General features: G+C 75.2%; 18 protein-coding genes. 4 read left to right on the top strand and 14 right to left on the bottom strand.

Features of this window, described 5'->3' with window-relative positions; translation table 11 throughout:
• Positions 1-2 precede the first annotated feature (2 nt).
• The 6 genes from ABZW10_RS29995 to asnB form a co-directional block, all read right to left on the bottom strand.
• Positions 3-731, bottom strand: a complete 729-nt coding sequence (locus ABZW10_RS29995; RefSeq protein WP_355371976.1) for a glutamine amidotransferase — start codon at positions 729-731, stop codon at positions 3-5.
• 64 nt (positions 732-795) lie between these two features.
• Positions 796-2,058: a MurT ligase domain-containing protein gene (locus ABZW10_RS30000; RefSeq protein WP_355371978.1), complete on the bottom strand. Its 1,263-nt coding sequence runs from the start codon at positions 2,056-2,058 to the stop codon at positions 796-798.
• Between the two features lie 294 nt (positions 2,059-2,352).
• Positions 2,353-3,810 (bottom strand): GNAT family N-acetyltransferase, encoded by a 1,458-nt coding sequence (locus ABZW10_RS30005; RefSeq protein ID WP_355371980.1) that lies wholly within the window; start codon positions 3,808-3,810, stop codon positions 2,353-2,355.
• Between the two features lie 56 nt (positions 3,811-3,866).
• The gene (locus tag ABZW10_RS30010; protein WP_355371983.1) at positions 3,867-5,390 is read right to left on the bottom strand and encodes a pyridoxal-dependent decarboxylase; all 1,524 of its coding nucleotides are present in this window, start codon (positions 5,388-5,390) and stop codon (positions 3,867-3,869) included.
• Positions 5,391-5,513: 123 nt separating this feature from the next.
• Entirely contained in the window at positions 5,514-6,650 is a 1,137-nt protein-coding gene (locus ABZW10_RS30015) for a hypothetical protein (RefSeq protein ID WP_355371986.1), read from the bottom strand.
• Between the two features lie 276 nt (positions 6,651-6,926).
• Positions 6,927-8,777 (bottom strand): asparagine synthase (glutamine-hydrolyzing), encoded by a 1,851-nt coding sequence (asnB, locus tag ABZW10_RS30020; protein WP_355371988.1) that lies wholly within the window; start codon positions 8,775-8,777, stop codon positions 6,927-6,929.
• Positions 8,778-8,980: 203 nt separating this feature from the next.
• Here asnB and ABZW10_RS30025 point away from each other — a divergent pair, with 203 nt between their 5' ends.
• Positions 8,981-9,265: a hypothetical protein gene (locus ABZW10_RS30025; protein WP_327683601.1), complete on the top strand. Its 285-nt coding sequence runs from the start codon at positions 8,981-8,983 to the stop codon at positions 9,263-9,265.
• A 64-nt stretch (positions 9,266-9,329) separates the two neighbouring features.
• On the top strand, positions 9,330-11,156 hold the full coding sequence (gene glmS, locus ABZW10_RS30030; protein WP_355371991.1) for a glutamine--fructose-6-phosphate transaminase (isomerizing): 1,827 nt from the start codon (positions 9,330-9,332) through the stop codon (positions 11,154-11,156).
• A 90-nt stretch (positions 11,157-11,246) separates the two neighbouring features.
• Here glmS and ABZW10_RS30035 read toward each other — a convergent pair whose 3' ends face one another.
• Entirely contained in the window at positions 11,247-12,401 is a 1,155-nt protein-coding gene (locus ABZW10_RS30035; RefSeq protein WP_355371993.1) for a serine hydrolase domain-containing protein, read from the bottom strand.
• Positions 12,402-12,519: 118 nt separating this feature from the next.
• On the bottom strand, positions 12,520-14,352 hold the full coding sequence (locus tag ABZW10_RS30040) for a beta-galactosidase (RefSeq protein WP_355371996.1): 1,833 nt from the start codon (positions 14,350-14,352) through the stop codon (positions 12,520-12,522).
• A 366-nt stretch (positions 14,353-14,718) separates the two neighbouring features.
• On the opposite strand from ABZW10_RS30040, the gene ABZW10_RS30045 reads away from it, so the two are divergent.
• Positions 14,719-16,152 carry an amidase gene (locus tag ABZW10_RS30045; protein ID WP_355371998.1) on the top strand — a complete coding sequence of 478 codons (1,434 nt, stop codon included), beginning with the start codon at positions 14,719-14,721 and terminating at the stop codon, positions 16,150-16,152.
• Between the two features lie 18 nt (positions 16,153-16,170).
• Here ABZW10_RS30045 and ABZW10_RS30050 read toward each other — a convergent pair whose 3' ends face one another.
• The 5 genes from ABZW10_RS30050 to ABZW10_RS30070 all read right to left on the bottom strand — a co-directional run bounded on the left by ABZW10_RS30050 (position 16,171) and on the right by ABZW10_RS30070 (position 21,778).
• The gene (locus ABZW10_RS30050) at positions 16,171-18,159 is read right to left on the bottom strand and encodes an FUSC family protein (protein WP_355372000.1); all 1,989 of its coding nucleotides are present in this window, start codon (positions 18,157-18,159) and stop codon (positions 16,171-16,173) included.
• Positions 18,160-18,274: 115 nt separating this feature from the next.
• Entirely contained in the window at positions 18,275-19,570 is a 1,296-nt protein-coding gene (locus ABZW10_RS30055; protein ID WP_355372003.1) for an MFS transporter, read from the bottom strand.
• Entirely contained in the window at positions 19,567-20,265 is a 699-nt protein-coding gene (locus ABZW10_RS30060; RefSeq protein WP_355372006.1) for a helix-turn-helix domain-containing protein, read from the bottom strand. The genes ABZW10_RS30055 and ABZW10_RS30060 overlap by 4 nt, the downstream gene beginning before the upstream one ends.
• A gap of 73 nt (positions 20,266-20,338) precedes the next feature.
• The gene (locus ABZW10_RS30065) at positions 20,339-20,719 is read right to left on the bottom strand and encodes a MerR family transcriptional regulator (RefSeq protein ID WP_355372064.1); all 381 of its coding nucleotides are present in this window, start codon (positions 20,717-20,719) and stop codon (positions 20,339-20,341) included.
• Between the two features lie 36 nt (positions 20,720-20,755).
• Positions 20,756-21,778, bottom strand: coding sequence for an NADP-dependent oxidoreductase (locus tag ABZW10_RS30070; RefSeq protein WP_355372067.1), 1,023 nt, complete (start codon positions 21,776-21,778; stop codon positions 20,756-20,758).
• A gap of 275 nt (positions 21,779-22,053) precedes the next feature.
• On the opposite strand from ABZW10_RS30070, the gene ABZW10_RS30075 reads away from it, so the two are divergent.
• Positions 22,054-22,797 carry a PIG-L deacetylase family protein gene (locus ABZW10_RS30075; RefSeq protein WP_355372009.1) on the top strand — a complete coding sequence of 248 codons (744 nt, stop codon included), beginning with the start codon at positions 22,054-22,056 and terminating at the stop codon, positions 22,795-22,797.
• Here the strand turns inward: ABZW10_RS30075 and ABZW10_RS30080 are convergent.
• The gene (locus tag ABZW10_RS30080; protein WP_355372012.1) at positions 22,794-24,647 is read right to left on the bottom strand and encodes a SpoIIE family protein phosphatase; all 1,854 of its coding nucleotides are present in this window, start codon (positions 24,645-24,647) and stop codon (positions 22,794-22,796) included. The genes ABZW10_RS30075 and ABZW10_RS30080 overlap by 4 nt on opposite strands.
• Between the last annotated feature and the right edge of the window lie 59 nt (positions 24,648-24,706).

Below are 24,706 nucleotides of genomic sequence, written 5' to 3' on the forward strand. Positions count from 1 at the left end.
TGCTACGCGGGGCGCGTCGTGGCCGCGATGCGCTCGGAGCGCAGCGCGTCGTACCAGGTGGTGTCGGCCGGCGGCAGGGCGTTCACGTCCAGCGCCAGCTTGATCAGCATGTCGGCGACGGCGGGGTTGCGCGCCATCACCGGGCCGTGCAGGTAGGTGCCGAAGACGGTGTCCCGCCAGGCGCCCTCGGTGCCGTCGCCGGTGCCGTTGCCCCGGCCGGCGGTGACCCGGGCCAGCGGCTTGACGCCCTGGCCGAGGTGGGTCACGCCCTGGTGGTTCTCGAACCCGGTCAGCTGCGGCAGGCCGAGGGCCGGGTCGACGTCGGCCAGCACGTCGCCGACGCAGCGCTCGCCCTCGCCGCGGCTGGTCCAGACGTCCAGCAGGCCGAGGCCCGGCTCGCGCTGGCCGAGGTCGTTGATGAACTCGTGGCCGAGGATCTGGTAGCCGGCGCAGACCGCGAAGATGATCGCGCCGTTCTCGGAGGCCCGCACCAGCCCGGAGTCGTTGCGCAGCCGCTCGGCGGCGAGCCGCTGCGGACGGTCCTCGCCGCCGCCGATCAGGTAGATGTCGCCGCTGGTGGGCACCGCCTGGTCTGAGCGGACGTCGATCCGGGTCACGTTGAGGTGGCGCTGCCGGGCCCGGCGCTCCACGACCAGGGCGTTGCCGCGGTCGCCGTAGGTGCTGAGCAGGTCGGGGTAGACCCAGACCACGCGCAGGCTGCTCTCACTCATCCTCGAAGGCCTTCCATGACGTACGTGCGGTGGGCTGCTGGGGCTGCTGGGCGGGTGGCCGGCATCAGCCGGCCACGACCTTCCGCAGCTGCTGGAAGGCGGTGTAGTTGGCGATCGCCTCGATCCGGCCGGGCGGCGCCATCCGGACGGCCTGCTCCAGCGAGTCCACGACGTGGAACTGCAGGCCGGCGACCTCCAGGCGCACCGCCAGGTCCAGCTTGCGCTGGCCCAGCACGAACACCGGGTGCCCGGCGAGCCGCTCGTAGTCCACGTCCCACAGCCACGAGGTGTCGGTGCCGTCGGCGTCCAGCGCGTTGACCGAGAGCACCACCGGGGTCGGCGGGCCGTCGATCAGCGAGAAGGTCTCCAGCCAGCCGGCCGGGTTCTTGGCCAGCAGCAGCCGGATGTCGCGGCCCTGGTACTGGACGACGTCGTAGCGGCCGGCCACCGCGGTGACGGAGCGCATCCGCTCCAGCGCGACCTGCGGGGAGACGCCGAACACGGCGGCGACGGCGGCCGAGCTGGTGGCGTTGGCCAGGTTGGCCCGGCCGGGCAGCTGGAGCTGGATCGGCCAGGCGCCGCGCTGCGGGTCGATGACGTGGGTGCCCTGCAGGGCCCAGTGCGGGTTGGGGCGCCGGAAGCCGCACTCCTGGCAGAACCAGTCGTCGCCGGGGCGCTGCATCACGCCGCCGCAGGCGGGGCAGGACCAGGCGTCCTCCTTCCACGCCTGTCCGGCGGCCACCCAGACCACCTTCTTGCAGGAGGACGCGGCCCAGGTCACCAGCGGGTCGTCGGCGTTGGCGATCACCACCGCCTCGGTGTCCTGCAGGCCCTCGCGCCACTTCTCCGCCATCATGCGGGTCTCGGCGGCGCGGTCGAGCTGGTCGCGGGAGAGGTTGAGCAGGGCGATCGCCTTGGGGCGGGTGTCCCGGGCCACCATCGCCAGGTACTTCTCGTCGACCTCGATCACGCCGAAGCGGGCCTCGGAGCCGCCGGCCAGGGCGGAGGTGATGCCGGCCGGCATGTTGGCGCCGAGCGCGTTGGAGACGACCGGGCCGGCGGCGCGCAGCGCCTCGGCGATCAGGCGGGTGGTCGTGGTCTTGCCGTTGGTGGCGCTGACCAGCACCACGTCGAGGTTCTCGGCGAGGGTGGCGAGCAGATCGGGGTCGAGCCTCAGGGCGACCTTGCCGCCGATCACCGATCCGCTGCCGCGCCCGGCCTTGCGGGAGACGGCGGCGGCCACCTTGCCGGCGGTCACCGCGATCTTCGCGCGCGCCGGCAGCGAGGCGTCGCGTGCGCCTGTGGGCTCCGATTCGGTGCCTGCCATGCTCAGTGGTTCCTCCTTGCTGCGGCACCGCCCGGGGGCCGGACTACGGGCCGTCGGGCGGCGGGGACGGGATCAGCCTACCGACTCCGCTGCCCGGCTCGGCGCCCCGGACCCCGTGCCGCCTGCTGCGGAGCGCCCGGAGAGCCCGTCCGGGAGGTCCTGACACGGGATCAGGGCCGGCGGTGTACGGAGGGGCCGTTCGCCGTCGGGGACGCACCACCGGGGTGCGGCGGTTCCGGCCGCCGGGGCGGGAGGGGCCCTTGGTGAGGGTGTGGTGAAGAAATGACCAGATGATTACCGGCCTGGGCGGGTCTGCCAGGGCACCGGCAGCTCCTCGGCCGCCTCCGCCAGGTGCGCGGTGATGACCAGCGTCCCGTCCTCCACCTGGTAGTCCAGCGGCGCCGCCAGCCGCCGCATGGTGGCGATCAGCCCGGAGTTGGAGGACTGGGTGACCGCGTACACCGTGTCCACCCCGGCCTCCAGGGCCAGCGCGGACATCCGCCGCATCAGGTCCAGGCCCAGCCCGCGCCGCTGCCAGGCGTCCTCGACCAGCACCGCCACCTCGGCGCCCTCGTCGTCCCACATCAGGTGTCCGAGGGCGACGATCCGCCCGTCGGCCGTCTCCACCGCCAGGGTCTGGCCGTGCCGGGCGTCCAGCAGGTGGTCCAGGTAGCGGTCGGCGTCCCGGACCGGCCCGTGGTAGCGCTTGCGCAGCGTGTCGGGGGAGCAGCGGTGGTGCATCGCCAGCGCCGCCTCCTTGTCCGCCGCGTCGGCGCGCCGCACGGTCAGGTCGGCGCCGGCCGGCAGGCTCAGCCGGGCCCGGACGTCCGGCACCCGGGGCCCGAGCAGGGCGTCCAGCTCGACCAGCGCCTGCGCCCGGGCGAACTCGGTCGGGGTGAACGGCAGCTGCGGGCGGGTGAGCTCGACGAGGTCCCCGGAGGGCACCGGCAGCCGCATCACGTGCCCGTCCACCCCGGCGGCCCGCCCGGCGGCGCCCGGGTACTGCCGGATGCCGCACTGCCCGAACAGCCGGCGCAGCGCGATCGGCAGCTCGGCGGCGTCCAGCGCGGTCCGGGTGGCCAGCCCCAGGACGTGGGTCGGCAGGTCCACCAGGTCGTGGGCGTCGGCCGGGCCGGTCCAGATGTCGTCGCCGCCGGCCCCGGCGACCAGCGCGGCCAGGTCGGCCCGGGCCAGCGAGTGCGGGGCGCGCACGAAGAACTCGTCCACCGCGCCGGACGGCAGCGGGTGGGACTGCATCGAGACGATGTTCACCTGCCGCGCCGCGAAGGCCGCGCAGATCCGGGCCAGGCTGCCGGGGGAGTCCCGCACCGTGGTGCGCAGCCGCCACAGCGCGGTCTCCTCGAAGTCGTGCAGCGGCCCCTTCAACGGCTCGGCCTGCGAGGACTGCACGACCTGCGCGGCCTGCGAGGCCTGCACCTGCGCGGCCGACCCGGCCGGCGGCGCGGGCGCGTCCGGCGCGGGCGGTCCGTGCAGCCGGTGGTGGTGCGACCACCAGGTGTGGAACAGCGCCGTGGCGAGCAGGGCGGTGGCGGACGCGGCCAGCACCACCGGCCCGTCGGGCCCGTGCACCACGAGCTTGGCCACCAGGTCGGCGGTGGTCACCGAGACGAAGACGGCGGCGAGCTCCACCGCGTCGCGCCGCCACCGGTGGGTACGGCCGCCGCGGCGCTGGGCACGGGAGGGGTTCGGGGACTGGACGTTCTCGGGCTTCGGCTTCTCCAGGTGCTCCATGCCATCAATCTGCCGCTTCGGTGTTTCACGATCACGAATCCCCCGTGACCTGACGGTTAATGGTGCCGCCCATCGGCTGCGCCGCGCCCCGCCTCCTTCACTTCGTCGAGCAGGATCCGCAGGTCCGTTTCGGTGGTGGCCGGATTGAGCAGGCAGGCCCGCAGGATCTCGCGGCCGGCCAGGCGGGCGCCGGTGACGAAGGCGCGGCCGCGGCGCTGGACGGCGGCGGGCAGCTCGCGGTTGAGGGCGTCCAGGGCGGCCTCGGTCAGGCCGGGCGGGCGGAGGCGGAACGCGACGATGGAGGTCTGCACCTCGGCGAGCAGCTCCAGACCGGGGTCGGCGGAGACGAGTTCGCCGAGCCGGCGGGCGAGGGCGGTGGTGCGGGCGATGTCCCGGGCGAGGCCGTCGCGGCCGCGGTGGGCGATGGTGGCCCACACCTTGAGGGCGCGGAACGGGCGGGTCTGCTCGGTGCCGTACTCGGAGAACCAGCCGAGCTCGCCGGCCGTCTCGTCGCGCAGGTAGGAGGGGACGAGGCTGAAGGCTGCGCGCAGCCCCTCGGGGTCGCGGACCAGCGCGCAGCCGCAGTCGACCGGGACGCCGAGCCACTTGTGCGGGTCGAGGGCGAGCGAGTCGGCCCGCTCCAGCCCGGCGTAGCGGTGCGCGATCACCGGGTCGAGCACGCCGAACGCGCCGTAGGCGCCGTCCACGTGCAGCCACAGGCGCTCCTCGGCGCAGAGGTCGGCGAGCGGGCCGAAGGCGTCCACCGCGCCGGTGCCGACGGTGCCGGCCGAGGCGACCACCAGGAAGGGCAGCAGTCCGTCGGCCCGGTCGCGGGCGACGGCGGCGCGCAGGTCGGCCGGGTCGAGGCGGCCGTCCGGGCCGGTGGCCACGGTGCGCAGGTACCGGCTGCCGAGGCCCAGCAGCTCGGCGGCCTTGCGCACGCAGGAGTGGGTCTCGCCGGTGACGTAGCCGACCAGCGGGGGCATCCCGGCCAGGCCGTCCGCGCGGACGTCCCACCCGGCGGCGCGGGCGGCCCGGTCGCGGGCGGCGGCGAGGCAGACGATGGTCGCCATCGAGGTGCCGGAGGTGAGCAGTCCGCCGCCGGGCCGGTGGGGGAAGCCGACCAGCTCGGCGATCCAGCGGACCACGGCCCGCTCCAGGTGGACGTCGGCGTGGTCGCCGCCGGCCGAGCTGGGGTTCATCGCGGCGGCGGCCAGGGTGGCGAGCACGCCCGCCGGGGCGGGGGCGGAGTTCACCCAGCCGAAGAACCGGGGGTGGCCGTTGCCCATCGGGTACGGCAGCACGTCGCGGCCGACGGTCTCCAGCAGCTCGGCGAGCGGGCGGCCGGCCGCGGGCAGCGGGGCGTCCAGCAGGGCGCGGCGGGCCGCGTCGTCCATCGGCTGCCAGACCGGGCGGGCGGCCAGCCCGGCGAGGTGGTCGGCGGCCAGGTCGGCGGCGGTGTGCGCGGCGGCGCGGAAGTCGTCGTGTGCGGTGCGGAAGCCGTCGGCGGTGCGGGGGGCCTCGGCGGCGTGGGCGGCGTCGGTGCGGGGGGCGTCGGTGCGGGGGGCGTCGGAGGTCATGTGCGGCTCCGGGGTGGTGCGGGCCTGGTGGCGCGGCGTCCTCGGCGCACCCGGATTCCCGTGATCCTACGGAAACGGGCCCGCGCCGTGCGGCGCGGGCCCGAGGAGCAGGACGGGCGGCGGTCAGTCCAGCGAGGCGGAGAGCCCGCTCGCCGAGCGGCAGTAGCCCTGCATCTCCTTGTCGGTGACCTTGGCGCAGAGCCGGCCGGCCGCCCCCGCGTCGGTGTAGTTGACCGTGTAGTAGCTGACCAGGCCCTCCGCGCAGGCCTTGCGCTGCCAGCCGTCCGCGGCGGTCGCGCACTGCTGGGCGGCCCAGTCCTCGCGGTCCAGGTTGTACTTCATGGTGCGCGAGCCCACACCCCGGCTGCAGTCCACCGCCCCGCCGGAGGCCTTGCCGTTGAGGCACCACTTCAGGGCCTCGGCGTACACCTCGGGGTGGTTCGGGTAGTCGTGCGAGGAGAGGTAGAAGGTGGGCGCGTAGAAGTAGCAGGCGGACTGGAACAGCGACGGCTGGTCCTTGCACGGGTAGAGCGGGTCCTGGGCGAGCTTGTCGGCGGGGAGGTTGGCCTTCGCCTTCTCGTCCTCCTCGTCGGGGCCGAAGAGCTGCATGAACAGGCCCTCGGAGCAGCGGATCCGGTTCTGGTCGGTGGTGAACTTGTTGCACAGCTCGCGGGCCTTGGCGACGTCCTGCTTGGCGACGAACATCGTGCCGTGGCCGACGCCGTGGATGCACGGGCCGCTGTTCTTGGGCGCGCAGAGCTTGACCAGGTCGGTCTCGGGCTGGGGGGAGGCGTTGAGCATCTCCTCGACGGCGCCGTGCAGGTAGCCGGCCGCGCACGTCTCGTGCGGGTAGGAGATGACCTTCTGGAAGTCGGCGTTGAAGCGCTTGACGGCCGCGTGCCCGAGCTCGTGGGCGATCGGGTGGCAGAACCGGACGGTGTAGGGCAGCTGCTTGGTGATCCGGTCGAGGTCGGCCAGCGCGACGCCGGGGTCGCTGGCGTCCATCTCGGCCATCAGCTTGTTGCGCAGCGTCGAGCGGGTCCACACCGCCGGGTCCCCGGTCGCCGTGCCGCCGGCGGCCGTGACACCGGCGGCCGTGGCTCCGGTGGCCGGCTGCGCGGTGCCGGCCCCGGGGGCGGCCGGCTGCCCGGCCACCGCGGCGGTGACCGGCTCGGGCGTCCAGTCGGTGACGGCCACCGACCCCAGGCCGAGCACCCCGAGCAGCAGGGCGGTGAGGATCGCGAAGGCTCGCGGTTGCATGACGGAGATCCCCCGGCGGATCGAGACGGACGGGACTCTCCCCATCCTGACGGCACGGGCTTCGGATTCCGCGTTATCGACCGCCATTCGGGAGGTGTCGGCGACGCTATCGCACGTCCTGCCGGGTCAACGACGCGGGTTGGCGGCTGGTCACGGGACGGGCCCCGGCGGGCCGTCGGGGGCCCCGGGCGGCGCGGCGTGCGCGCCGCCCGGGGCGGGTCGTCCAGGGTCGTCCAGGGCCGTCCGAGGTTGCCCGGGGTCGCCCCCGGGGTCGGCTCAGAGCTCCAGCGACACCTGGTACTCCGTCAGCCAGGCGTCCAGGTCCAGGGCCAGATCGGTCGCCAGCCGGACCGTCTGCGGATCGGTGTCCGGCGCGAGCGCGTCGGACAGCGCCCGCCGGTCCAGCAGCGCGAGGGCGGGGGAGGCGGGATCGGCGGCCAGCGTGGCGAGCTCCGCGCGCAGCAGCTGCGGATAGCGCGGGTCCTGCACGATCGGGTAGGGGCTCTTCATCCGGTCGGCGATCTCGGGCGGCAGCACGTCCCGCACCGCGGCCCGCAGCAGGCTCTTCTCCCGGCCGTCGAAGTGCTTCATCGCCCACGGCGTGTTGAAGACGTACTGCACCAGCCGGTGGTCGCAGAACGGCACCCGCACCTCCAGCCCGGTCGCCATGCTCATCCGGTCCTTGCGGTCCAGCAGGATGCAGGCGAAGCGGGTCAGGTTGAGGTACGACACCTCCCGCATCCGCCGTTCGAACGGGTCGGCGTCCGGCAGGTGCGGGACCTCGGCGAGCGCCTCCCGGTACCGGGCCCGCCGGTAGCCGTCCAGGTCGAGCTTGCGGAGCAGCTCGCGGTCCAGCAGCTGTTCGCGCGGTCCGCTGCCGGTGCCGCCGAGGCTGCTGAGCACGGCCGCCCACGGGAAGTCGTCGGCGTGCACCAGCCGCGGGTCGTGGAACCAGCGGTAGCCGCCGAACAGCTCGTCCGCCGACTCGCCGGACAGCGCCACCGTGGAGCGCTCGCGCACCCCGCGGAAGAGCAGCAGCAGCGAGGCGTCCATGTCGCCGACGCCGCCCGGCAGATCGCGGGCGCGCAGGGTGGCGAGCCGCTGGGCCGGGGCGCCGAGGGCGGCGGTGTCCAGCTCGATCACCCGGTGGTCGGCGCCCACGTGGCGGGCGAGCAGCTCCGCGTACGGGCCGTCCAGGGTGGTGCGCACGGCGTCCGGGGCGAAGTGCTCGGACTGGCCGGTGAAGTCGACCGCGAAGGAGCGCACGGGGCCGGCGCCGGCGGCGCGCAGGGTGCGGGCGGCCAGGGCGGTGACCGCGCTGGAGTCCAGGCCGCCGGAGAGCAGCGAGCAGAGCGGCACGTCCGACTCCAGCTGGCGGTGGACGATGTCCTCCAGCAGGGCCCGCACGGTACCGATCGTGGTGGGCAGGTCCTGGGTGTGCTCGCGGGCCTCCAGCGACCAGTAGCGCCGGACCGTGATGCCCTGGCGCCGCACCCGCACCACATGGCCGGGACGCACCTCGAAGATGCCCCGGTACGGGGTGACCCCCGGGGTGCGGGCCAGGGTGAGCAGTTCGCGCAGCCCGTCCAGGTCGACCACCGGGCGCACCGCGGGGTGGGCGAGCAGCGCCTTCGGCTCGGAGCCGAAGACCACGCCGTCCGGCACCGGGTGGTAGTGCAGCGGTTTGACGCCCATCCGGTCGCGGACCAGCAGCAGTTCCTCGGTGCGGGCGTCCCAGACCGCGAAGGCGAACATGCCGTTGAGCCGTTCGGCCAGGTGTTCGCCCCACTCCAGGTAGGCGCGCAGCACCACCTCGGTGTCGCTGCGGGTCCGGAAGCGGTGCCCGGCGGCCTCCAGCTCGGCCCGCAGCTCGCGGTGGTTGTACACCTCCCCGCTGTAGCTGAGGGCGGCCAGCAGCCGGCCGTCGTGCTCGGCCGTCATCGGCTGGACGCCGCCCGCCAGGTCGAGCACGGCGAGGCGCCGGTGGCCCAGCGCGGCGTGCCGTTCCAGGTGGACGCCGCCGGCGTCCGGGCCGCGGCAGAGCTGGGTGCCCGTCATGGCGTCGAGCACCGCATGTTCAAGGGTCAGGTCACGGTCGTAGGCGACCCATCCGGTGATCCCGCACATCAGCAGGCCTCCCGTTCTTCCGACACTCTTCCGACGCTCCCTTTCCTCCCCCGGCCCCCCGGTGTGTGAGCAGGTCATCACGCTACGTGGTCACTCGCGTCGGCTACAAGACCCCCGTTCATGAATCGAACACGGCAAGATCCTGCCCGAAATCGGGCAGGATCTTTGATCTTTCGATGGAGGGGCGCCTAGGCTCCCCACTCGTGTCCAGCTCGCCCGGTCCCTCGCACCCTCACGAAGACCTGCTCGCCCACCTCACCCGGACCAGTCCGCTCGGGCCCCGGGAGGCGGCGCGGGTGGTGGCCGAGGTGCTGGCGTACTTCTCCGAGACCACCGAGGAGTACGTCCGGCGCCGCCACGGCGAACTCCAGGCACGCGGCCTGACCAACGAACGGATCTTCGCCCGGCTCGCCGAGGAGCTGCCGGCCCGCCGGGTCGCGGCACCCGGTCTCTCGGCCCGGCAGCTGCGCCGCATCGTCTACGGCTGACCGGCCGTCCCCGGCCTCGCCGACCTCACGGACCTCACCGACCTCACCGACCCAGGAGTCCACCATGTGCGGAATCGTGGCCTACATCGGCCCCAAGGACGCGACGCCCTTCCTGCTGGAAGGCCTCGCCCGGCTGGAGTACCGCGGCTACGACTCCGCCGGCGTGGCCGTCGCCGGACGCAGCGGCGGCATCAAGGTCCGCAAGGTCAAGGGCCGGGTCGCCGACCTCGCCGCCGACATCCCCGCCCGCTTCAAGGGCGCCACCGGCATCGGCCACACCCGCTGGGCCACCCACGGCGTCCCCAGCGACGCCAACGCCCACCCGCACCTGGACAACGCCGAGCGCATCGCCGTCGTCCACAACGGCATCATCGAGAACGCCGACGAGCTGCGCGTACGGCTCGCCGCCGACGGCGCCGTCTTCCGCTCCGAGACCGACACCGAGGTGCTCGCCCACCTCGTCGCCGCCCACGCCGCCGAGGGCGTCGAGCTGGAGGAGGCCGTGCGCGCCGCCCTCGCCAAGGTCGTCGGCACCTACGGCATCGCCGTCCTCGACGCCGAGCGGCCCGACCGCATCGTGGTCGCGCGCAACGGCAGCCCGATCGTGCTCGGCATCGGCGAGAAGGAGATGTTCGTCGCCTCCGACGTCTCCGCCCTGGTCCGCTACACCCGCCAGGTCGTCCACCTGGAGGACGGCGAGCTGGCCACCGTGCGCGCCGACGGCTTCCGCACCTTCACCGAGGACGCCCGCACCACCCACCGCCAGCCGTCCACCGTCGACTGGGAGATCGACTCCTACGACACCGGTGGCTACGAGCACTTCCTGCTCAAGGAGATCCACGAGCAGCCCGGCTCCGTCGAGCGCACCCTCAGCGGACGGCTCGACGAGCGGTTCGCCACCGCCCACCTCGGCGGCCTCAACCTGGACGCCCGCGAGCTGCGCGAGATCCGCCGGGTCAAGATCCTCGGCTGCGGATCCGCCTACTACGCCGGCGAGATGGGCGCCCAGCTGATAGAGGAGCTGGCCCGCATCCCCGCGCACAGCGAACCCGCCTCCGAGTTCCGCTACCGCAACCCGGTCATCGAGGCCGACACCCTCTACATCGCGGTCAGCCAGTCCGGCGAGACCTACGACACCCTCGCCGCCGTGCAGGAGGTCAAGCGCAAGGGCGGCCGGGTGCTCGGCGTCGTCAACACCGTCGGCAGCGCCATCGCCCGCGAGTGCGACGGCGGCATCTACCTGCACGCCGGCCCGGAGATCTCGGTCGCCTCCACCAAGGCCTTCACCTCGACCGTCGTCGCCTTCGCGCTGCTCGCCCTGCACTTCGGCCGGATCCACGACCTCTCGCCCGCCGACGGCCGCCGGATCGTCTCCGCCCTCAAGGCGCTGCCCGGCCAGATCCGCGAGGTCCTCGCCCAGAGCGACGAGATCGCCCGCCTCGCCGCCGAGTACGCCGACTCCACCGGCATGATGTTCATCGGCCGGGTGCGCGGCTACCCCGTCGCCCGTGAGGGCGCGCAGAAGCTCAAGGAGATCTCCTACGTGCACGCCGAGGCCTACCCGGCGAGCGAGCTGAAGCACGGCCCGCTGGCCCTGATCAGCCCCGAGCTGCCCACCGTCGCCCTCGTCCCGGACGACGAGCTGCTCGACAAGAACCTCACCACCCTCGGCGAGATCAAGGCCCGCTCGGGCCGCGTCCTCGCCGTCGCCCACCGCCGCCCCGAGGCCAGGCTCGCCGACCACTGCATCCTGGTCCCCAGGAGCGAGCCCGAGCTGGACCCGCTGCTCCTCAACATCCCGCTCCAGCTGCTCGCGTACCACGCCGCGGTCGCGCTGAAGCGCGACGTCGACAAGCCCCGCAACCTCGCCAAGAGCGTCACCGTCGAGTAGCCGCGGGCACGGTGGAGCCCGGGGACCGGCCGCGTCGCACGCGCCGCTCCCCGGGCCCGATTCCGAGGGAGGGTCAGGCCCGCCGGACGGTCAGCCGGCCGCCCCGCGCACCGCCTCGGCGGCGCGGACCACGGCCTCGGCCAGCCGGTGGTTCTCCGGACCCAGCGGCAGCGAGGTGAACCGGCGCCGGGTGTAGCCGTAGGCGACGCCACTGCGCGGATCGGCGAAGGACTGCGCACCCGACGCGCCGCTGTGCCCGAAGGCCTCCGGCCCGAGGAACGGGAAGCGCGCGCTCTGCGCCTCGAAGCCGAGGCCGAAGTGGTCCTCCTCGGCGGTCACCACGTCGGTGCCCCGGGTGCTGACCCGCCCGAACTCGGCGATCGTGGCCGGGGTCAGCAGCGGCGCCCGCCCGTCCGACTCCTGCGCCGCCGCCGCGTACATCGCCGCCAGGCCCCGGGCGTTGCCCACGCTGCCGGTCGAGGCCGGGCCCTGTGCCCGCACCGACCGGCGGTTGGCGAACTCCACCAGGTCGGTGGGCGGGGTGGCGTTCAGGTTGAAGGCGACCGCCATCAGGCTGTCCGGCGCCGGCGGCGCGGCCGGCCGCCCCGGCACCGGGACCGCCGGAAGGATCGGCAGGTAGCGCGCCTCCAGCTGCTGCGGCAGACCGAGGAAGAAGTCGAGCCCGAACGGCGCCCGGATCCGCTCCTCGAACAGCTCCTGGATCGTGCGACCGGTCCGCCGGCGGACCACCTCGCCGGTCAGCGCGCCGATCACGAAGGCGTGGTAGCCGTAGGCCGTGCCGGGCTCCCAGTAGGGCTTCTGCGCGGCCAGCCGCTCGGCCAGCCGCCGGTCGTCCGCCAGCTCCTCCGGGGTGAAACCGCCCTCGACGCCGATCAGCCCCGAGCGGTGCTCCAGCAGCTGGCGCAGGGTCAGCCCGCCCTTGCCCTCCGCCGCGAACTCCGGCCAGTGGCGGGACACCTCCTCGTCCAGCGCGAGCACGCCCTCCTGCACCAGCAGCGCCACCACCAGGTGCGCCGCCCCCTTGGCGGAGGAGTAGAGCGCGAACAGCGACTCGCCCGACACCCCCTCGCCGGCCCAGAGGTCGACCACCCGGCGGCCGTCCAGGTGGACCGCCAGCTGGGCGCCGCCGCCCGCCGGCTCCTCGGCCGCCACCGCGGCGAACTCCTCCCGCACCCGCTCGAACCCCGGTGCGACGCTTCCGCCCACGGTGTCTCCGGCTGCCATCTTTCCCCCTCGTCCGCTGCTCCCCGGTGAACGTGATCACCGCCTGCCGGACCGTCAACTGTGTCCGGGGCCGGACTATTCCGGCCCCGGACGGGCGAGCGCCACCGGTGGTGGCGGCTCAGTAGTCGGCGCTGGGGGCGCGGGTGGTGGGGCCGAGGTCGGGCTCGTCGCGGAGTTCCAGCGACCGGCCGTGGCGGGCGAGTTCGAGGACGACGAGGGTGTTGCGGCCCGGCCGCCAGAGCGGCGCCGGGGCGTAGAGGGTGCGCTGCGGGCCCTCGTCGGTGTAGCGGCCGAGCAGGAAGCCGTTCAGCCAGAGCAGGCCGCGGCCCCAGCCGGGGAGGGCGACGAAGGCGTCGGCGGGGGCGTTGCCGGTGGCGCCGCCGGTGCCGCCGGCCGCGTCGAGGCCGGTCTCGAAGCGGTGGAAGACCGGATCGCCGTCGACGGGGTCCGGGCCGTCGTCGTGGAAGGCGAGCGGGCCGAGGTCGGTGAGCGGCAGCGGGCGGATCTCCCAGCCGTGCAGGCGCTGGCGCTCGTGCGAGACACCGCGCCGGATGCCCTTGCGGTCGTCCATCTGGGGCCCGTAGTTGGCGCGGCCGAGGGCCTCGACCAGGATGTCCAGGGCGACCCCGTCGGGACCGGTGGCGAGCGGGAGGGTCGCGCCCGGGGCGTTGCGGTCCAGCACGCCGAGCGGGCGGCCGTCGGCGAACACCTGTGCCCGGTCGCCGATCCCGTCGATGCGCAGCGGGAGTTCGGGGCGCGGGCCGGGGACGCGGGTGCGGTAGTGGATCAGGCCGAAGGACTGGCCGAGGCGCTCCATCGGCTCGGGAGCGGGGCGGTGGACCGGGGCGGACAGGGCGTCGAGGGAGTCGAGCAGCCGGGCCCGGCCGCTCGCGCCGTCGAGCCGACGGGGCGCCAGCCGGGCCGGACGGGGTGGGAGTTCGCCCTCCGGCAGCGGGACGTACCGGCCGATGACGGCGCGCAGGGCGTGGAACTTCTCGGTCAGCTCGCCCGCCTCGCCGATCGGCGCGTCGTAGTCGTAGCTGGTGACGGTCGGCTCGTAGCCGGCGGTGTCCGGTCCGGTGCCGGAGTGGTTGGCGCCTGCCCAGAAGCCGAAGTTGGTACCGCCGTGCGCCATGTAGAGGTTCACCGAGGCGCCGGTGGCGAGCAGCTCGTCCAGCGACTCGGCGGCCTCCTTGGCGTCCCGGACGTGGTGCGGATCGCCGATCCGGTCGAACCAGCCGATCCAGAACTCCATGGCCGCGAGCGGCCCTTCGGGCTGTTGGCGGCGCAGCACCTCGAAGCGCTCGGGGGCCCGGGAGCCGAAGGTGGCGGTCGCCAGCAGGCCCGGGATCGCGCCGCCCTGCTGCATGAAGTCCTCGGAGCCGTCGGCGGTGAACAGCAGGCAGTCCACCCCGCGCGCCAGCAGGCCGTCCCGCAGGTGCGCCAGGTAGGCGGCGTCGGTGCCGTAGCTCCCGTACTCGTTCTCCACCTGGACGGCCACCACCGGTCCGCCCCGGCTGCCCAGCAGCGGCAGCAGCTGCGGCACCAGCGCGTCGAACCAGCCGTCCACGGCGGCCAGGAAGGCGGGGTCGGAGCAGCGCAGCCGGATCCCGTCCACGGCCAGCAGCCGGGCCGGCAGGCCGCCGAACTCCCACTCGGCGCAGATGTACGGGCCGGGGCGCAGGATGACGTCCAGCCCGTGCCGCTCGGCGAGCCGGACGAACCGGGCGATGTCCCGCCAGCCGGTGAAGTCCACCTCGCCGTCCGGCAGTTCGTGGAAGTTCCAGGGGATGTAGGTGTCCACCGTGTTGACGCCGAGAGCGCGCAGCCGGGCCAGCCGGTCGTCCCACAGGTCCGGGTGGACCCGGAAGTAGTGCAGGGCGCCGGAGACGATGCGGTGCGGTGCGCCGTTGCGGCGGAAGCCGCCGGCGTCGAAGTCGAGCTCGATCATGCGGACCAGCTTTCGGTGGTGACGCGGGCTTCGGTCGGGTGCTGCTGCGTCGGAGCCGGCCCCGGGGCGTCGGCCCACCGCGCCGGCCCTCGTCCGGCCAGCGTATACGAGCTGTTGGACGCCCGGCCCCTGCGTTTCGGCACGCCCCGGCTCCGCCGAGCACGGGGTCCGGCGGACTCGCCGTGAGGACCGGCGGGGAAGGCGGGGCCGCCGACGCCCGGGCGGCCCGTCCGCGGTGCGGAACACGGGGTGTCCGCCGGGGCCGCTCCGCCCTAGACTGCTCAGCTCGCACGGCATTACCGACGGGTAGGCAGGTGTCCGCGGGTGCCGCCACCGACCGGCAGCAGGCAGGGAAGGGGAGTCCGGATGGCCGACGAGCGGGTGCACGCCTACGGGGACGACGCGCTGGGGGAGCACGACGCGGTGGCCCTGGCCGCCCTGGTGCGGTCCGGCGAGGTGAGCCCCGCCGAGCTGGCGACGGCCGCCGCGGCCCGGGCCGAACGGGTCGACGCGGCGCTCGCCCCGGTCGCCTTCGCCGCGTACGGCCGGCCGTACGGCGTGGACGGCGGCCACGGCGGCCACGGCGGGCCCGGCGCGGGGGCGGACACGCCGCTGTACGGCGTGCCCAGCTACCTCAAGGACAACACCGACCTGCGCGGCATGCCCACCGGCCAGGGCAGTTCGGCCTTCCGCGCCAAGCCCGCCCGCCGCACCGCCGGCTTCGCCGAGCAGTTCCTCGGCACCGGACTGTCCGTCCTCGGCAAGACCCGGCTGCCGGAGTTCGGCCTCAACGCCTCCACCGAGTTCGCCGCGGCCCGCCCCGTCCGCAACCCCTGGCGGACCTCGCACTCGCCGGGCGCCTCCTCGGGCGGCGCGGCGGCGCTGGTCGCCGCCGGCGTCGTCCCGATCGCGCACGCCAACGACGGCGGCGGCTCGATACGGATCCCGGCCGCCTGCTGCGGACTGGTCGGCCTCAAGCCCACCCGCGGCCGGACGGTGCCCAACGCCCAGGGCCGCCGGCTGCCGGTCGACCTGGTCACCGACGGCGTGCTGACCCGCTCCGTGCGCGACACCGCCGCGTTCTTCGCCGCCGCCGAACGCCACCACCGCAACCTCGCGCTGCCCCCGCTCGGCCTGGTCGAGGGCCCCGGCACGCGCCGGCTGCGGATCGGCCTGGTGGTGGACTCCCCGACAGCGGCCACCGACGCGCCGACCCGGGCGGTGGTCGAGGAGACGGCCGCCCGGCTCGCCGCGCTGGGCCACCGGGTGACGGAGGTGCGGCTGCCGTTCGGGGAGGAGTTCTCCCGCGACTTCGTCCTCTACTGGGGCTACATCGCCTTCCTGATCGCCGCCACCGGCCGGCTGGTCGTCGACCCCGGTTTCCGGGCGTCCCGGCTGGACGGGCTGACCACCGGCCTGCGGCGGCTCTTCCACCGCGAGTTCGCCCGGGTCCCGGGTGTGGTGCGGCGGCTGCGCGCGGCCGAGCGGACGTACGCGGAGCTGTTCCGCACCCAGGACGCGATCCTGTCGCCGGTGCTGGCGCACGTCGCGCCGCCGATCGGCCATCTGAGCCCGAACGTCGCGTTCGACGAACTGATCGAACGGCTCACCCGCTACGTGGCGTTCACCCCGGTCAACAACGTCACCGGCGGCCCCGCCATCGCCCTGCCGGCCGGCGCGAGCCCCGACGGCCTGCCGATCGGCGTCCACCTGTCGGCCGCCCACGGCGAGGAACGGCTGCTCCTGGAACTCGCGTTCGCGCTGGAGGCGGACCGGCCCTGGCGGCGGATCCAGGACTGACCGGGCCGGTCGGGCGGGTCAGCCGAGGACCGGCGAGGCGATGGCGCAGGCCGCGCGCACCTCGCGGCGCAGCGGGGCGAGGACGTCGTCGGCGGTGCTGCGGTCGGGCCCGGTCGCTTCCTCGGGGGCCGGCAGCGGGGTGCCGGTCCGCAGTGCCTCGGCCAGCGCGGCGAGGTCGGCGGCGATGGCGGCGACCTCCTGCGGGGGCGGCGCCGGCACCCCGTGCTCGACCCGCACCCGGGTGGCGGTGGTCGCCTCCACCACCCGCTCCACCGCGATCACCAGCGGCCACCACGCCGCCGCCCGGGTGCCGGTCGGCGGCGGCTCGGTGAGCGCGCGCTGGAACTCGGAGCGGACCGCGGAGAGGTCCCGGTAGAGCCGCCGGCGCCGGCGCGGCCGGGACGGCTGGTCGCGGCCGGGGGCGGCGGCGAAGGCCAGCGCCACGTACCCGGAGGCGTCCGCGACGGCGTCGGCCAGCCGGTCGCCGATCCGGGTGTGCCAGGACTCCGGCCAGCACAGGTAGCCGGCCAGCAGGGCGATCGCGCAGCCGATCAGCGAGTCGTACAGCCGGGGCAGCACCAGTCCGAAGCCCTGGTGGTTGAGCAGGTCGGAGAGCAGCAGGATGACGGGGGTGATGGCCGCCGTCTGGAAGGCGTACCCCTTCGCGGAGAACGCCGGGATCAGCGTGGCCAGCAGTGCCACCGTCGGCACGTCCCACCAGCCGCGCGGCACCTCGGCGAGCACCGGGACGGCGATCAGCAGCCCGAGGGCCGTGCCGAAGGCGCGCAGCACGGCGCGCGAGAACACTGAGCCGAAGTCCGGCTTCAGGACGAAGGTGACGGTCAGCGCGACCCAGTACGAGCGGGGCACCGGCAGCACCGAGACCAGCACCTGGGCCAGCCCGATGCACAGCGCCAGCCGCAGGCCGTAGCGCCAGGACGCGCCGGACAGCAGCGCCGCCCGGGTCGCGCGCCGGGCCCGCTCGCCGGGGGCGGCGGGGCGCCCGAGCCGGTCGGGGTCGGCGTCGGCGCGCCCGGGCTCGGCGTCGACGGCGGCCGCGTACCGCAGGGCCTGGTCCAGGGCCCGTTCGGAGGGGCCGGTGGGCGGTGGCAGGGCGAGGAAGGCGGCGGGGTCCTCGCCCGGGGCGGGGGCGGCCCGGCCGCGTTCGACGGCGTCGGCGAGCGCCAGGACGGCGGCCGGGTAGGCCTCCGGCAGCGGGCCGAGCCGGGCGACCGGGCGCAGCTTGGCGGCGGAGGCCGCCTCGACGACCGGTATCAGCGCGTTGAGCCGGGCGATCAGCCGGGCCAGTCCGGGCGAGCGGCCGTGCCGGCGGGTGCGGTGGGCGAGCAGCAGGTCGTACGAGGCGTTGAGCGACTGGGTGACGGCCAGCCGCCGTTCGTCGTGCTCCGGGGTGCCGGCGGCGCGGACGAACGCGGCGACCGCCCGGTAGCTGCCGGCCACCGCCGCCCGCTCCGGCAGGCCGCCGCGCAGCGGCCAGGCGAACAGGGTGAGCAGCAGCACCACGGCCCCGCCGGCGAGCAGCAGCAGCGGCGCCGTCCACCACGGGCGCGGCATCGGCAGGCCGGCGCCGACGACGGCGTTGAGCAGGAGCAGCAGGCCGCAGACGGAGGCGACCGAGCCGATCGAGGAGATCATCCCGGAGACCAGCGCGACCAGCGTGAGGACGGCGACGGCCGTCCAGTCGCGCCCGAACACCAGGGTGCCGAGGGCGATGCCGGCGGCGCCGAACAGCTGCGGCACGGCGATGTTGAACACCCGCATCCGGTAGGCGTCGGCGGTGTCGCCGATGACGGCGGACAGCGCGCCCATCGACGCCAGTGCCCCGTACGCGGGCCTGCCCGCCGCCAGCCCGACGGCCAGCGGCGCCGCCAGCCCGGCGGCGGCCCGGGCCACCGCCGCCCACGGGACGGGCGCCGGCTGCGGCCGCATCCCGGCGGTCAGCCACTTCGGGGGTGAGAGCCGGCCACCCGGCGCGTCCTGTGCCATGGCGTCAACCTACGGCGCCCGCGCGGCCCGCCCCGGCCACGGCACGCGCGGGCGTTCCGGGGCGGCGCCCCGCGGGCCCGGCGAGGTGCCGCGTCGGCGAGGCGCCGGACCCGCGTCAGGCGGTCACGGTCTCCGGGGCCGGGAACGGGGCGTCGGCCGGGCGGGGCGTGGAGGGCAGGTCACGGGTGCGGCCGACGGGGGAGAGGAGCAGGACGAGCGCCGCCAGCGGCACTCCGGCGGTGGTGATCCACAGCGCGGGGCGCAGGCCGAGCACGGTGCCGAGGACACCGGCCAGCAGCGCGCCGAGCGGGATGGTGCCGTAGCTGAGCACGGCCCCTCCGGCGCTGATCCGGCCGAGCAGCTCGGGCGGGCAGTAGCGCTGCTGGAAACCCGACTTGATGACGTTCCCGGCCACCACGCCGACCGAGATGCCGAACCCGCCGGCCACGTAGCAGAGCACGCCCGCGCCGGGACCGGTGAGCGGGATCAGCAGGGCGGACGAGCACAGGCCCAGTTCGAAGAGGATCATCGCGCGCGCCGTGCCGATCCGCGCGGAGACCCGGCGGGCCACGAAGGCACCGAGGACGCCGCCGCTGCTGACCGTCGCGATCAGGGCGCCGACGGTGCCCGGTGCGAGGCCGACCTCGCGGACCAGGAAGGCGACCTGGATCGACTGGTAGCCCATCAGCGCCAGGTTGGACGCGCCGGCGAACAGGGCGAAGGTGCGCAGCCAGGGGTCCCCGGTGAGCAGCCGCAGGCCCTCGCCGACCTCGCGGCGCAGCGAGCGGTCGGCGGCGGGCTCGTGCGGTGTCTCACGGTGCCGGATCCGGCCCAGGCAGAGCAGCGAGACCAGGAAGGTCGCGGCGTTGGCGAACATGCCGTTGGCGGCGCCGGCGAGTTGGGCGATCAGGCCGCCGGAGCCGAGGCCGGCGATCTGGGCGGCGGAGGCGCTGCCGTGGAGTTTGGCGTTGCCCTCGGGCTGGTCGGCGGGGGACAGCAGGTCGGGCAGGTAGGCGGTGTAGGCGGTCTGGAAGAAGACGGCCGCGGTGCCGGTGAGCAGGGCGACGGCCAGCAGCAGTCCGACGCTGAGCCGGCCCGCCCACCCGGCGACGGGCACGGCGGCGAACAGGACGAGCGAGACGGCCGCGGCGGCCAGCATGACCGGGCGGCGCCGTAAGCGGTCCACCCAGACGCCGGCGGGCAGGCCCATGACCAGCCAGGGCGCCCAGGAGGCGGCGCTGAGCAGGCCGATCTCGAAGGTGGAGGCGTGCAGTTCGGAGACGGCGATCAGCGGCATGGCGACGCCGGTGACGGAGGCGCCGAACTTGCCGGCCGTCTCGCCGCACCAGAGCAGCCGGAAGTCGCGGTGGCGGCGCAGCAGGCTGCGGGGGGCGGTGGCGTCGCGCTTCACTCGGCGCCCCCTGCCCGGCCCTCGGCGGCCTCGGTGCTTTCGGCGGCCTCGGCGCTCGCGGTGCTTGCGGTGCTCGCGGTGCTTCCGGGTTCGCCGGTGCCCGGGGGCTGCGGGCGGCGCGGGAAGGACTGGAGCTGGACGACGACCGGCAGTGCCGTCGGGTCCGGCTCGGCGTCCGGGTCCGGCAGATGGCGCTGGACGACGGCGAACAGCTCGTCGTTGAGCGCCCGGAGCTGGGCCGGCGTCAGCCGCAGCCGGCTCCAGTCCGAGATGGTGCCGGCGCTGCGCCACTCGTCCGGCCAGTCCTCGGTGATGTAGGTGTTGATCCGGCTGAAGTACTGGCCGACGAGTTCGTGCAGGTAGAGCGAGACCGCGCCGCGGGAGTCCGGGTCGTCCCGGAAGTCGGTGGTGTTGAGCTGGTTGGTGACGGGAACGCGCCGCCACCAGCGCTCGCGCTTGGTGCCGCGGCCGGTCTCCTCCTCGATGAACCCGTGCTCGGCGAGGTGGCGCAGGTGCCAGCTGACGGTGCCGGTGTTCTCGCCGAGCCGCTCGGCGAGCCGGGTGGCGGTGGCCGGGCCGTCGAGGTTCAGCAGCTCGAAGATCTTCATCCGCAGCGGGTGGGCGAGCCCGCGCAGGCTGCGCGCGTCCAGGCGGCGCATCGGCCGGTCGGTGGTGGGGTTCTCCTCGGTGGGCATGACGGAATCGTAGGACGCAGAGAGTTCTCTGCATAGGGGTCTCTGCAGAGAACTCTCTGGAAGTGGTGGGCGGTTACGCTTCGACGGTTCCCGTGTGCCGGGCCAGGGCCTCGCGCAGCCGGGTCAGCCGCGCGATCTCCGCGTCCAGGGCGGCGAGGCGCTGCTCGATCACCGGGGCGAAGGTGTCCGGCCCGAAGTCCCCCTCGGACGCGCAACTGCGCGGCGGGTCCGCGGCGAGCAGGTCCAGCCGGTGCGCCCGGCTGGCGAGGTCCTCGACGGTCAGCCCGAGGGCCAGCAGCGCCCGGATCACCCGCACCCTGGTCACCGTGTCCGGTCCGTACTCGCGCTGCCCGGCGGCGGTGCGCACGGGCGGCGGCAGCAGGCCGCGCTCCTCGTAGAAGCGCAGCGCCCGCGGTGTGGTGCCGGCCGCCGCCGCCGCGTCCCCGATCCTCATCCGTCCCGTCATCCGCCCCTCCCCGAGCGTCCCTGCCTACAGCTCCACGACCATGGCGCCGAAGACGTCACCGTCGATCAGCCGGGACAACGCCCCGGGCGCCTGCGCGATGCCCGGCAGGACCGTCCGGGGGACGGCCAGCTCGCCGGCGCGCAGCCAGCCGCCGAGCCGCTCGTGCCACTCCGGCTCCAGCTCCGCGTACCGCTGCCCGCTGACGCCGTGCACGGTGACGCTGCGGGTGAGCAGCCGGAAGGTGTCCACCACGGCCGGCGCGTCGGCGCCGCGCCGGGCCGGGTCCATCTGCCCGGCCAGCGTCCCGATCAGCGCGAACCGCGCGCCAGGACGGGCGGCGTCGACGGCCGCCGTCAGCTGCTCGCCGCCGACCATGTCCAGCAGCACGTCGACGCCGTCCGGGGCGGCTTCGGCGAGCTGCCCGGCGATCGGCCCCGCCCCGCGCACCAGCACGGCGTCGTAGCCGAACTCCTCGGTCAGCCGCCGTGCCTTGGCGGCCGAGCCGGCGGTGCCGATCACCCGGGCCGCCCCGAGCAGCCGGGCCACCTGCCCGGACACCGTGCCGAGCGCCCCCGCCGCGCCGGTGACCAGCACGACGTCCCCCTCCCGGACGCGCGCCGCCCGGGTCAGCGCGCCGTAGCCCGTGAGGCCGGGGGAGAGCAGGGCGAGCGGGTCGGGGAAGCCGTCGGCCACCCGGGTGAACGCGGCGGCCTCGGCCACCGCGTGGTCGCGCCAGCCGAGCAGGTGGGTGACCAGGTCGCCGGGCCGCAGCGGTCCGCCGGCCGGTGCGGCCAGCACCTCGCCGAGGGCGGGCCCGGCCAGCACGTCGCCGGGGCCGATGGTGAAGGGCGCGTCGGCGAAGTCGCCGCCGATCAGGGTGCGCAGACCGGGGAAGACGAGGAAGGCCCGGTTGCGGACGAGCACCTCGTCCGGGCCCGGCGCGGCGAGCGGGCCCTCGACCAGGGCGAAGCTCTCGGGGGTGGGCAGACCGGCGGGCTCGGCGACGAGCCGGATCTCGCGGACGGTACTGGGGAAGGATGGCACGATCGGACTCCAGGGTGTGCGGGGCGGTGGGTTCGCCGTGCGGCGGCCGTTCCGCCGCGCGGTGCGGGGACGCTAACCCCTGCCCCGCGCGTCAGGGGCAAGTCCGTCACCGCGCGCTGCGATCGCCCGACGGGCCGTCCGGTGATCTTCTGGAGTCACGCCCGGTGTGACCGTATGGCCGTATGACTGCACGGCCGCCCCGTCGCACGACTGCACGACCGCACAACTGCACGACCGCACAACCGCACGCACCGGCACCACGGAAAGGCAGCACCACCATGACCGAGCAGCAGGCACCCACGCCCCTCCAGCCCGTCGACGAGGACTGGCGGACCGCCCTGGTGGTCGTCGCCCACCCCGACGACATGGAGTACGGCGGGGCCGCCGCCGTCGCCCGCTGGACCGACCAGGGCAAGAAGGTCGTCTACGTGATGGCCACCAGCGGCGAGGCCGGCATCGACGGCATGGACCCCGAGCGCTGCCGCCCGCTGCGCGAGGCCGAGCAGATCGCCTCCGCCGCCCTCGTCGGCGTGGACACCGTCGAATTCCTCGGCCACCCGGACGGCGTCGTCGAGTACGGCCTGCCGCTGCGCCGCGACATCGCCCGCGCGGTGCGCCGCCACCGCCCGGACATCGTCATCACCAGCAACTTCCGCGACACCTGGGGCGGGGTCTTCCTCAACCAGGCCGACCACATCGCCGTCGGCCGGGCCACCCTGGACGCCGTGCGGGACGCGGGCAACCGCTGGGTCTTCCGCGAGCTGGTCGACGAGGGGTACGAGCCGTGGGACGGGGTCAAGGAGATCTGGGCGGCCGGCTCGCCCGAGTCCGCGCACGCGGCGGACACCACCGAGCACTTCGACCGCGGCGTCGCCTCGCTGGAGGCCCACAAGGCCTACCTGGCCGGCCTCGGCGGCGCGATGGCGGACGCCCGAGGCTTCCTGGAGGGCGTCGGCCGCGGCGCGGGCACCCGCCTCGGGACGCGCTTCGCCGTCGCCTTCGAGGTCTTCCCGCTCCGCTAGAGCGTCGCGTCGCCCGGGGCGTGGGCCGCGGAGCGGGCCGGGTTGCGGCGCAGGGCGAGGATCGTGAGGTCGTCCCGGCGGCGGCCGCGGCTGTGGCGGCGGACGTCCTCGTCGACGGCCTCGGGGAGGGTGTCCGGGGTGTGCCCGGCCAGGGCGGGCAGCCGCCGCTCGACCGGATAGAAGACGCCGTTGCCGTCCGCGGCCTCGGTGACCCCGTCGGTGAACAGCAGCAGCGTCCCGTCGGCGGGCAGGTCGAACCACTGGACGGTGCGCACCTCCCCGGCGAGGTCGGCGAGCCCGAGCGGTACGCCGGGCGACAGCTGGACGGCCGTCGCGCCGCCGCCGGCCAGCAGGTACGGGGCGAGGTGGCCGCAGTTGACCGCCTGGACGGCGGCCGTGCGGTCCAGGCAGAACACGGTGGCGGTGACGAAGCGTTCGGCCTCGCCGCTCTGCGCCGCGTACGTGTTGTGCCGGGTGACCGCGTCCTCCAGGGCGAGGACGACGTCGGTGAGCGCGGGTTCGCGGAAGGCCGCCTCGCGGAAGGCGCCGAGCACGGCGAAGCCGGTGCCGATCGCCGGCAGGCCCTTGCCCTGGACGTCGCCGATGACCACCCGGGTGCCGTACGGCGTCTCGGCGATGTCGTAGAGGTCGCCACCGACCATGGCGTCCTCCTCGATCGGCCGGTAGCAGCCGTGCAGCAGCACGTCGGAGGTCAGGGCGGGCAGCGGGCGCAGCAGCTGGCGCTGGAGGGCGACGGCGCTCTGCCGCATCCGGTGCAGGTCGCGCTCGCGCTGGATCCGGCGCGCGCACAGCGCCACCGCGACGCCCGACGAGCCGACGACGGTGGCCACCGTCAGCGCCCGGCCGTTGACCGACTCCGGGGGGAAGAACACCGAGCTGATGATGATGACGCCGGTGACCCAGACCGCGGCGGCGACGGTCTGGGCGAGCGTGCCCAGACCGGCCAGCAGCGCGGGGACGAACACCAGCAGCAGCACCAGCCGGGCGCTGGTGCCGCCCGCCGCCTGCGCGGCCAGCACCAGCACGGTGGCCAGCAGGACGGCGAGCACGACGGTCCGGTTGGCGGGCATGCGCAGCGCCCCGTCGCTCCCGGGACCCCCGCGCGCCCCGTGTTCCGCCATCCTCGCCTCCCAGGTGATCGTTTCCAGGCTCACCGGTCGGGGCGCGCGTCGCAACCGCGCGCGCCCCCGGCGGCCGCGCAGCAGCCGGTGGGCGGCGAGCAGGACGACGAGCAGGCCGAGCGCGAGCAGCAGCCACAGCTGGTAGCGCACCGCCGTCCGCCAGACGGTGCCGACGTGGGCGCCGGCCAGGTACCCGACGGCGGCCCACACGCCCACCCACAGCGCGGCGCCGATCACGTTGAACACCTGGAACCGGGGCCACGGCATGCCGGTCGTCCCGGCGATGATGCCGTTGGTCTGCCGCAGCCCGTCGAAGAACCGGGCGACCGTCACCACCTTGCCGCCGTGCCGCTCGAAGAACACCTCGGCGCGGGCCGTGCGTTCCGGCGTGAGCCACACGTACCGGCCCCAGCGGTGCACGAAGGCGCGCCCGCCGGTGCTGCCGATCAGATGGCCGAGGGTGTTGCCGAGCACCGCCGCCGCGAAGGCGATCGCCACCACGGCGGCGAGGTCCAGGTGGCCGGTGCCGGCGAAGACGGCGGCCAGCACCAGGACGGTCTGCCCGGGCGCGGGGATCGCGCAGTTGTCGAGCAGGACGAACAGGGCCAGCGCCGGGTAGCCGTAGTGCTCCAGCAGCGGCGCGAGCGCGGCCAGCGGCCCCGGCAGCGCGGGTGCGCCGTCGGCGGCCGAGCCAGCCGAGGCGGCCAAGGCGGCCGGAAGCGGCACGGCTCACCGCCGCGGGCCGCAGGGGCGCGGGGCGGTGGCCG

It is taken from the genome of Kitasatospora sp. NPDC004723 (assembly GCF_040609255.1).
Taxonomy (GTDB): Bacteria; Actinomycetota; Actinomycetes; order Streptomycetales; family Streptomycetaceae; genus Kitasatospora.

What these genes read in the sequence shown, in the direction of transcription:
- ABZW10_RS30035 (WP_355371993.1), bottom strand. Translation starts at nt 12,401, where the DNA reads ATGGCAGCCGGAGACACCGTGGGCGGAAGCGTCGCACCGGGGTTCGAG.
- ABZW10_RS30015 (WP_355371986.1), bottom strand. Translation starts at nt 6,650, where the DNA reads ATGCAACCGCGAGCCTTCGCGATCCTCACCGCCCTGCTGCTCGGGGTG.
- ABZW10_RS30075 (WP_355372009.1), top strand. Translation starts at nt 22,054, where the DNA reads ATGACCGAGCAGCAGGCACCCACGCCCCTCCAGCCCGTCGACGAGGAC.
- asnB (WP_355371988.1), bottom strand. Translation starts at nt 8,777, where the DNA reads ATGTGCGGGATCACCGGATGGGTCGCCTACGACCGTGACCTGACCCTT.
- ABZW10_RS29995 (WP_355371976.1), bottom strand. Translation starts at nt 731, where the DNA reads ATGAGTGAGAGCAGCCTGCGCGTGGTCTGGGTCTACCCCGACCTGCTC.
- ABZW10_RS30040 (WP_355371996.1), bottom strand. Translation starts at nt 14,352, where the DNA reads ATGATCGAGCTCGACTTCGACGCCGGCGGCTTCCGCCGCAACGGCGCA.
- glmS (WP_355371991.1), top strand. Translation starts at nt 9,330, where the DNA reads ATGTGCGGAATCGTGGCCTACATCGGCCCCAAGGACGCGACGCCCTTC.
- ABZW10_RS30065 (WP_355372064.1), bottom strand. Translation starts at nt 20,719, where the DNA reads ATGAGGATCGGGGACGCGGCGGCGGCGGCCGGCACCACACCGCGGGCG.
- ABZW10_RS30060 (WP_355372006.1), bottom strand. Translation starts at nt 20,265, where the DNA reads ATGCCCACCGAGGAGAACCCCACCACCGACCGGCCGATGCGCCGCCTG.
- ABZW10_RS30050 (WP_355372000.1), bottom strand. Translation starts at nt 18,159, where the DNA reads ATGGCACAGGACGCGCCGGGTGGCCGGCTCTCACCCCCGAAGTGGCTG.
- ABZW10_RS30045 (WP_355371998.1), top strand. Translation starts at nt 14,719, where the DNA reads ATGGCCGACGAGCGGGTGCACGCCTACGGGGACGACGCGCTGGGGGAG.
- ABZW10_RS30010 (WP_355371983.1), bottom strand. Translation starts at nt 5,390, where the DNA reads ATGACCTCCGACGCCCCCCGCACCGACGCCCCCCGCACCGACGCCGCC.
- ABZW10_RS30000 (WP_355371978.1), bottom strand. Translation starts at nt 2,058, where the DNA reads ATGGCAGGCACCGAATCGGAGCCCACAGGCGCACGCGACGCCTCGCTG.
- ABZW10_RS30005 (WP_355371980.1), bottom strand. Translation starts at nt 3,810, where the DNA reads ATGGAGCACCTGGAGAAGCCGAAGCCCGAGAACGTCCAGTCCCCGAAC.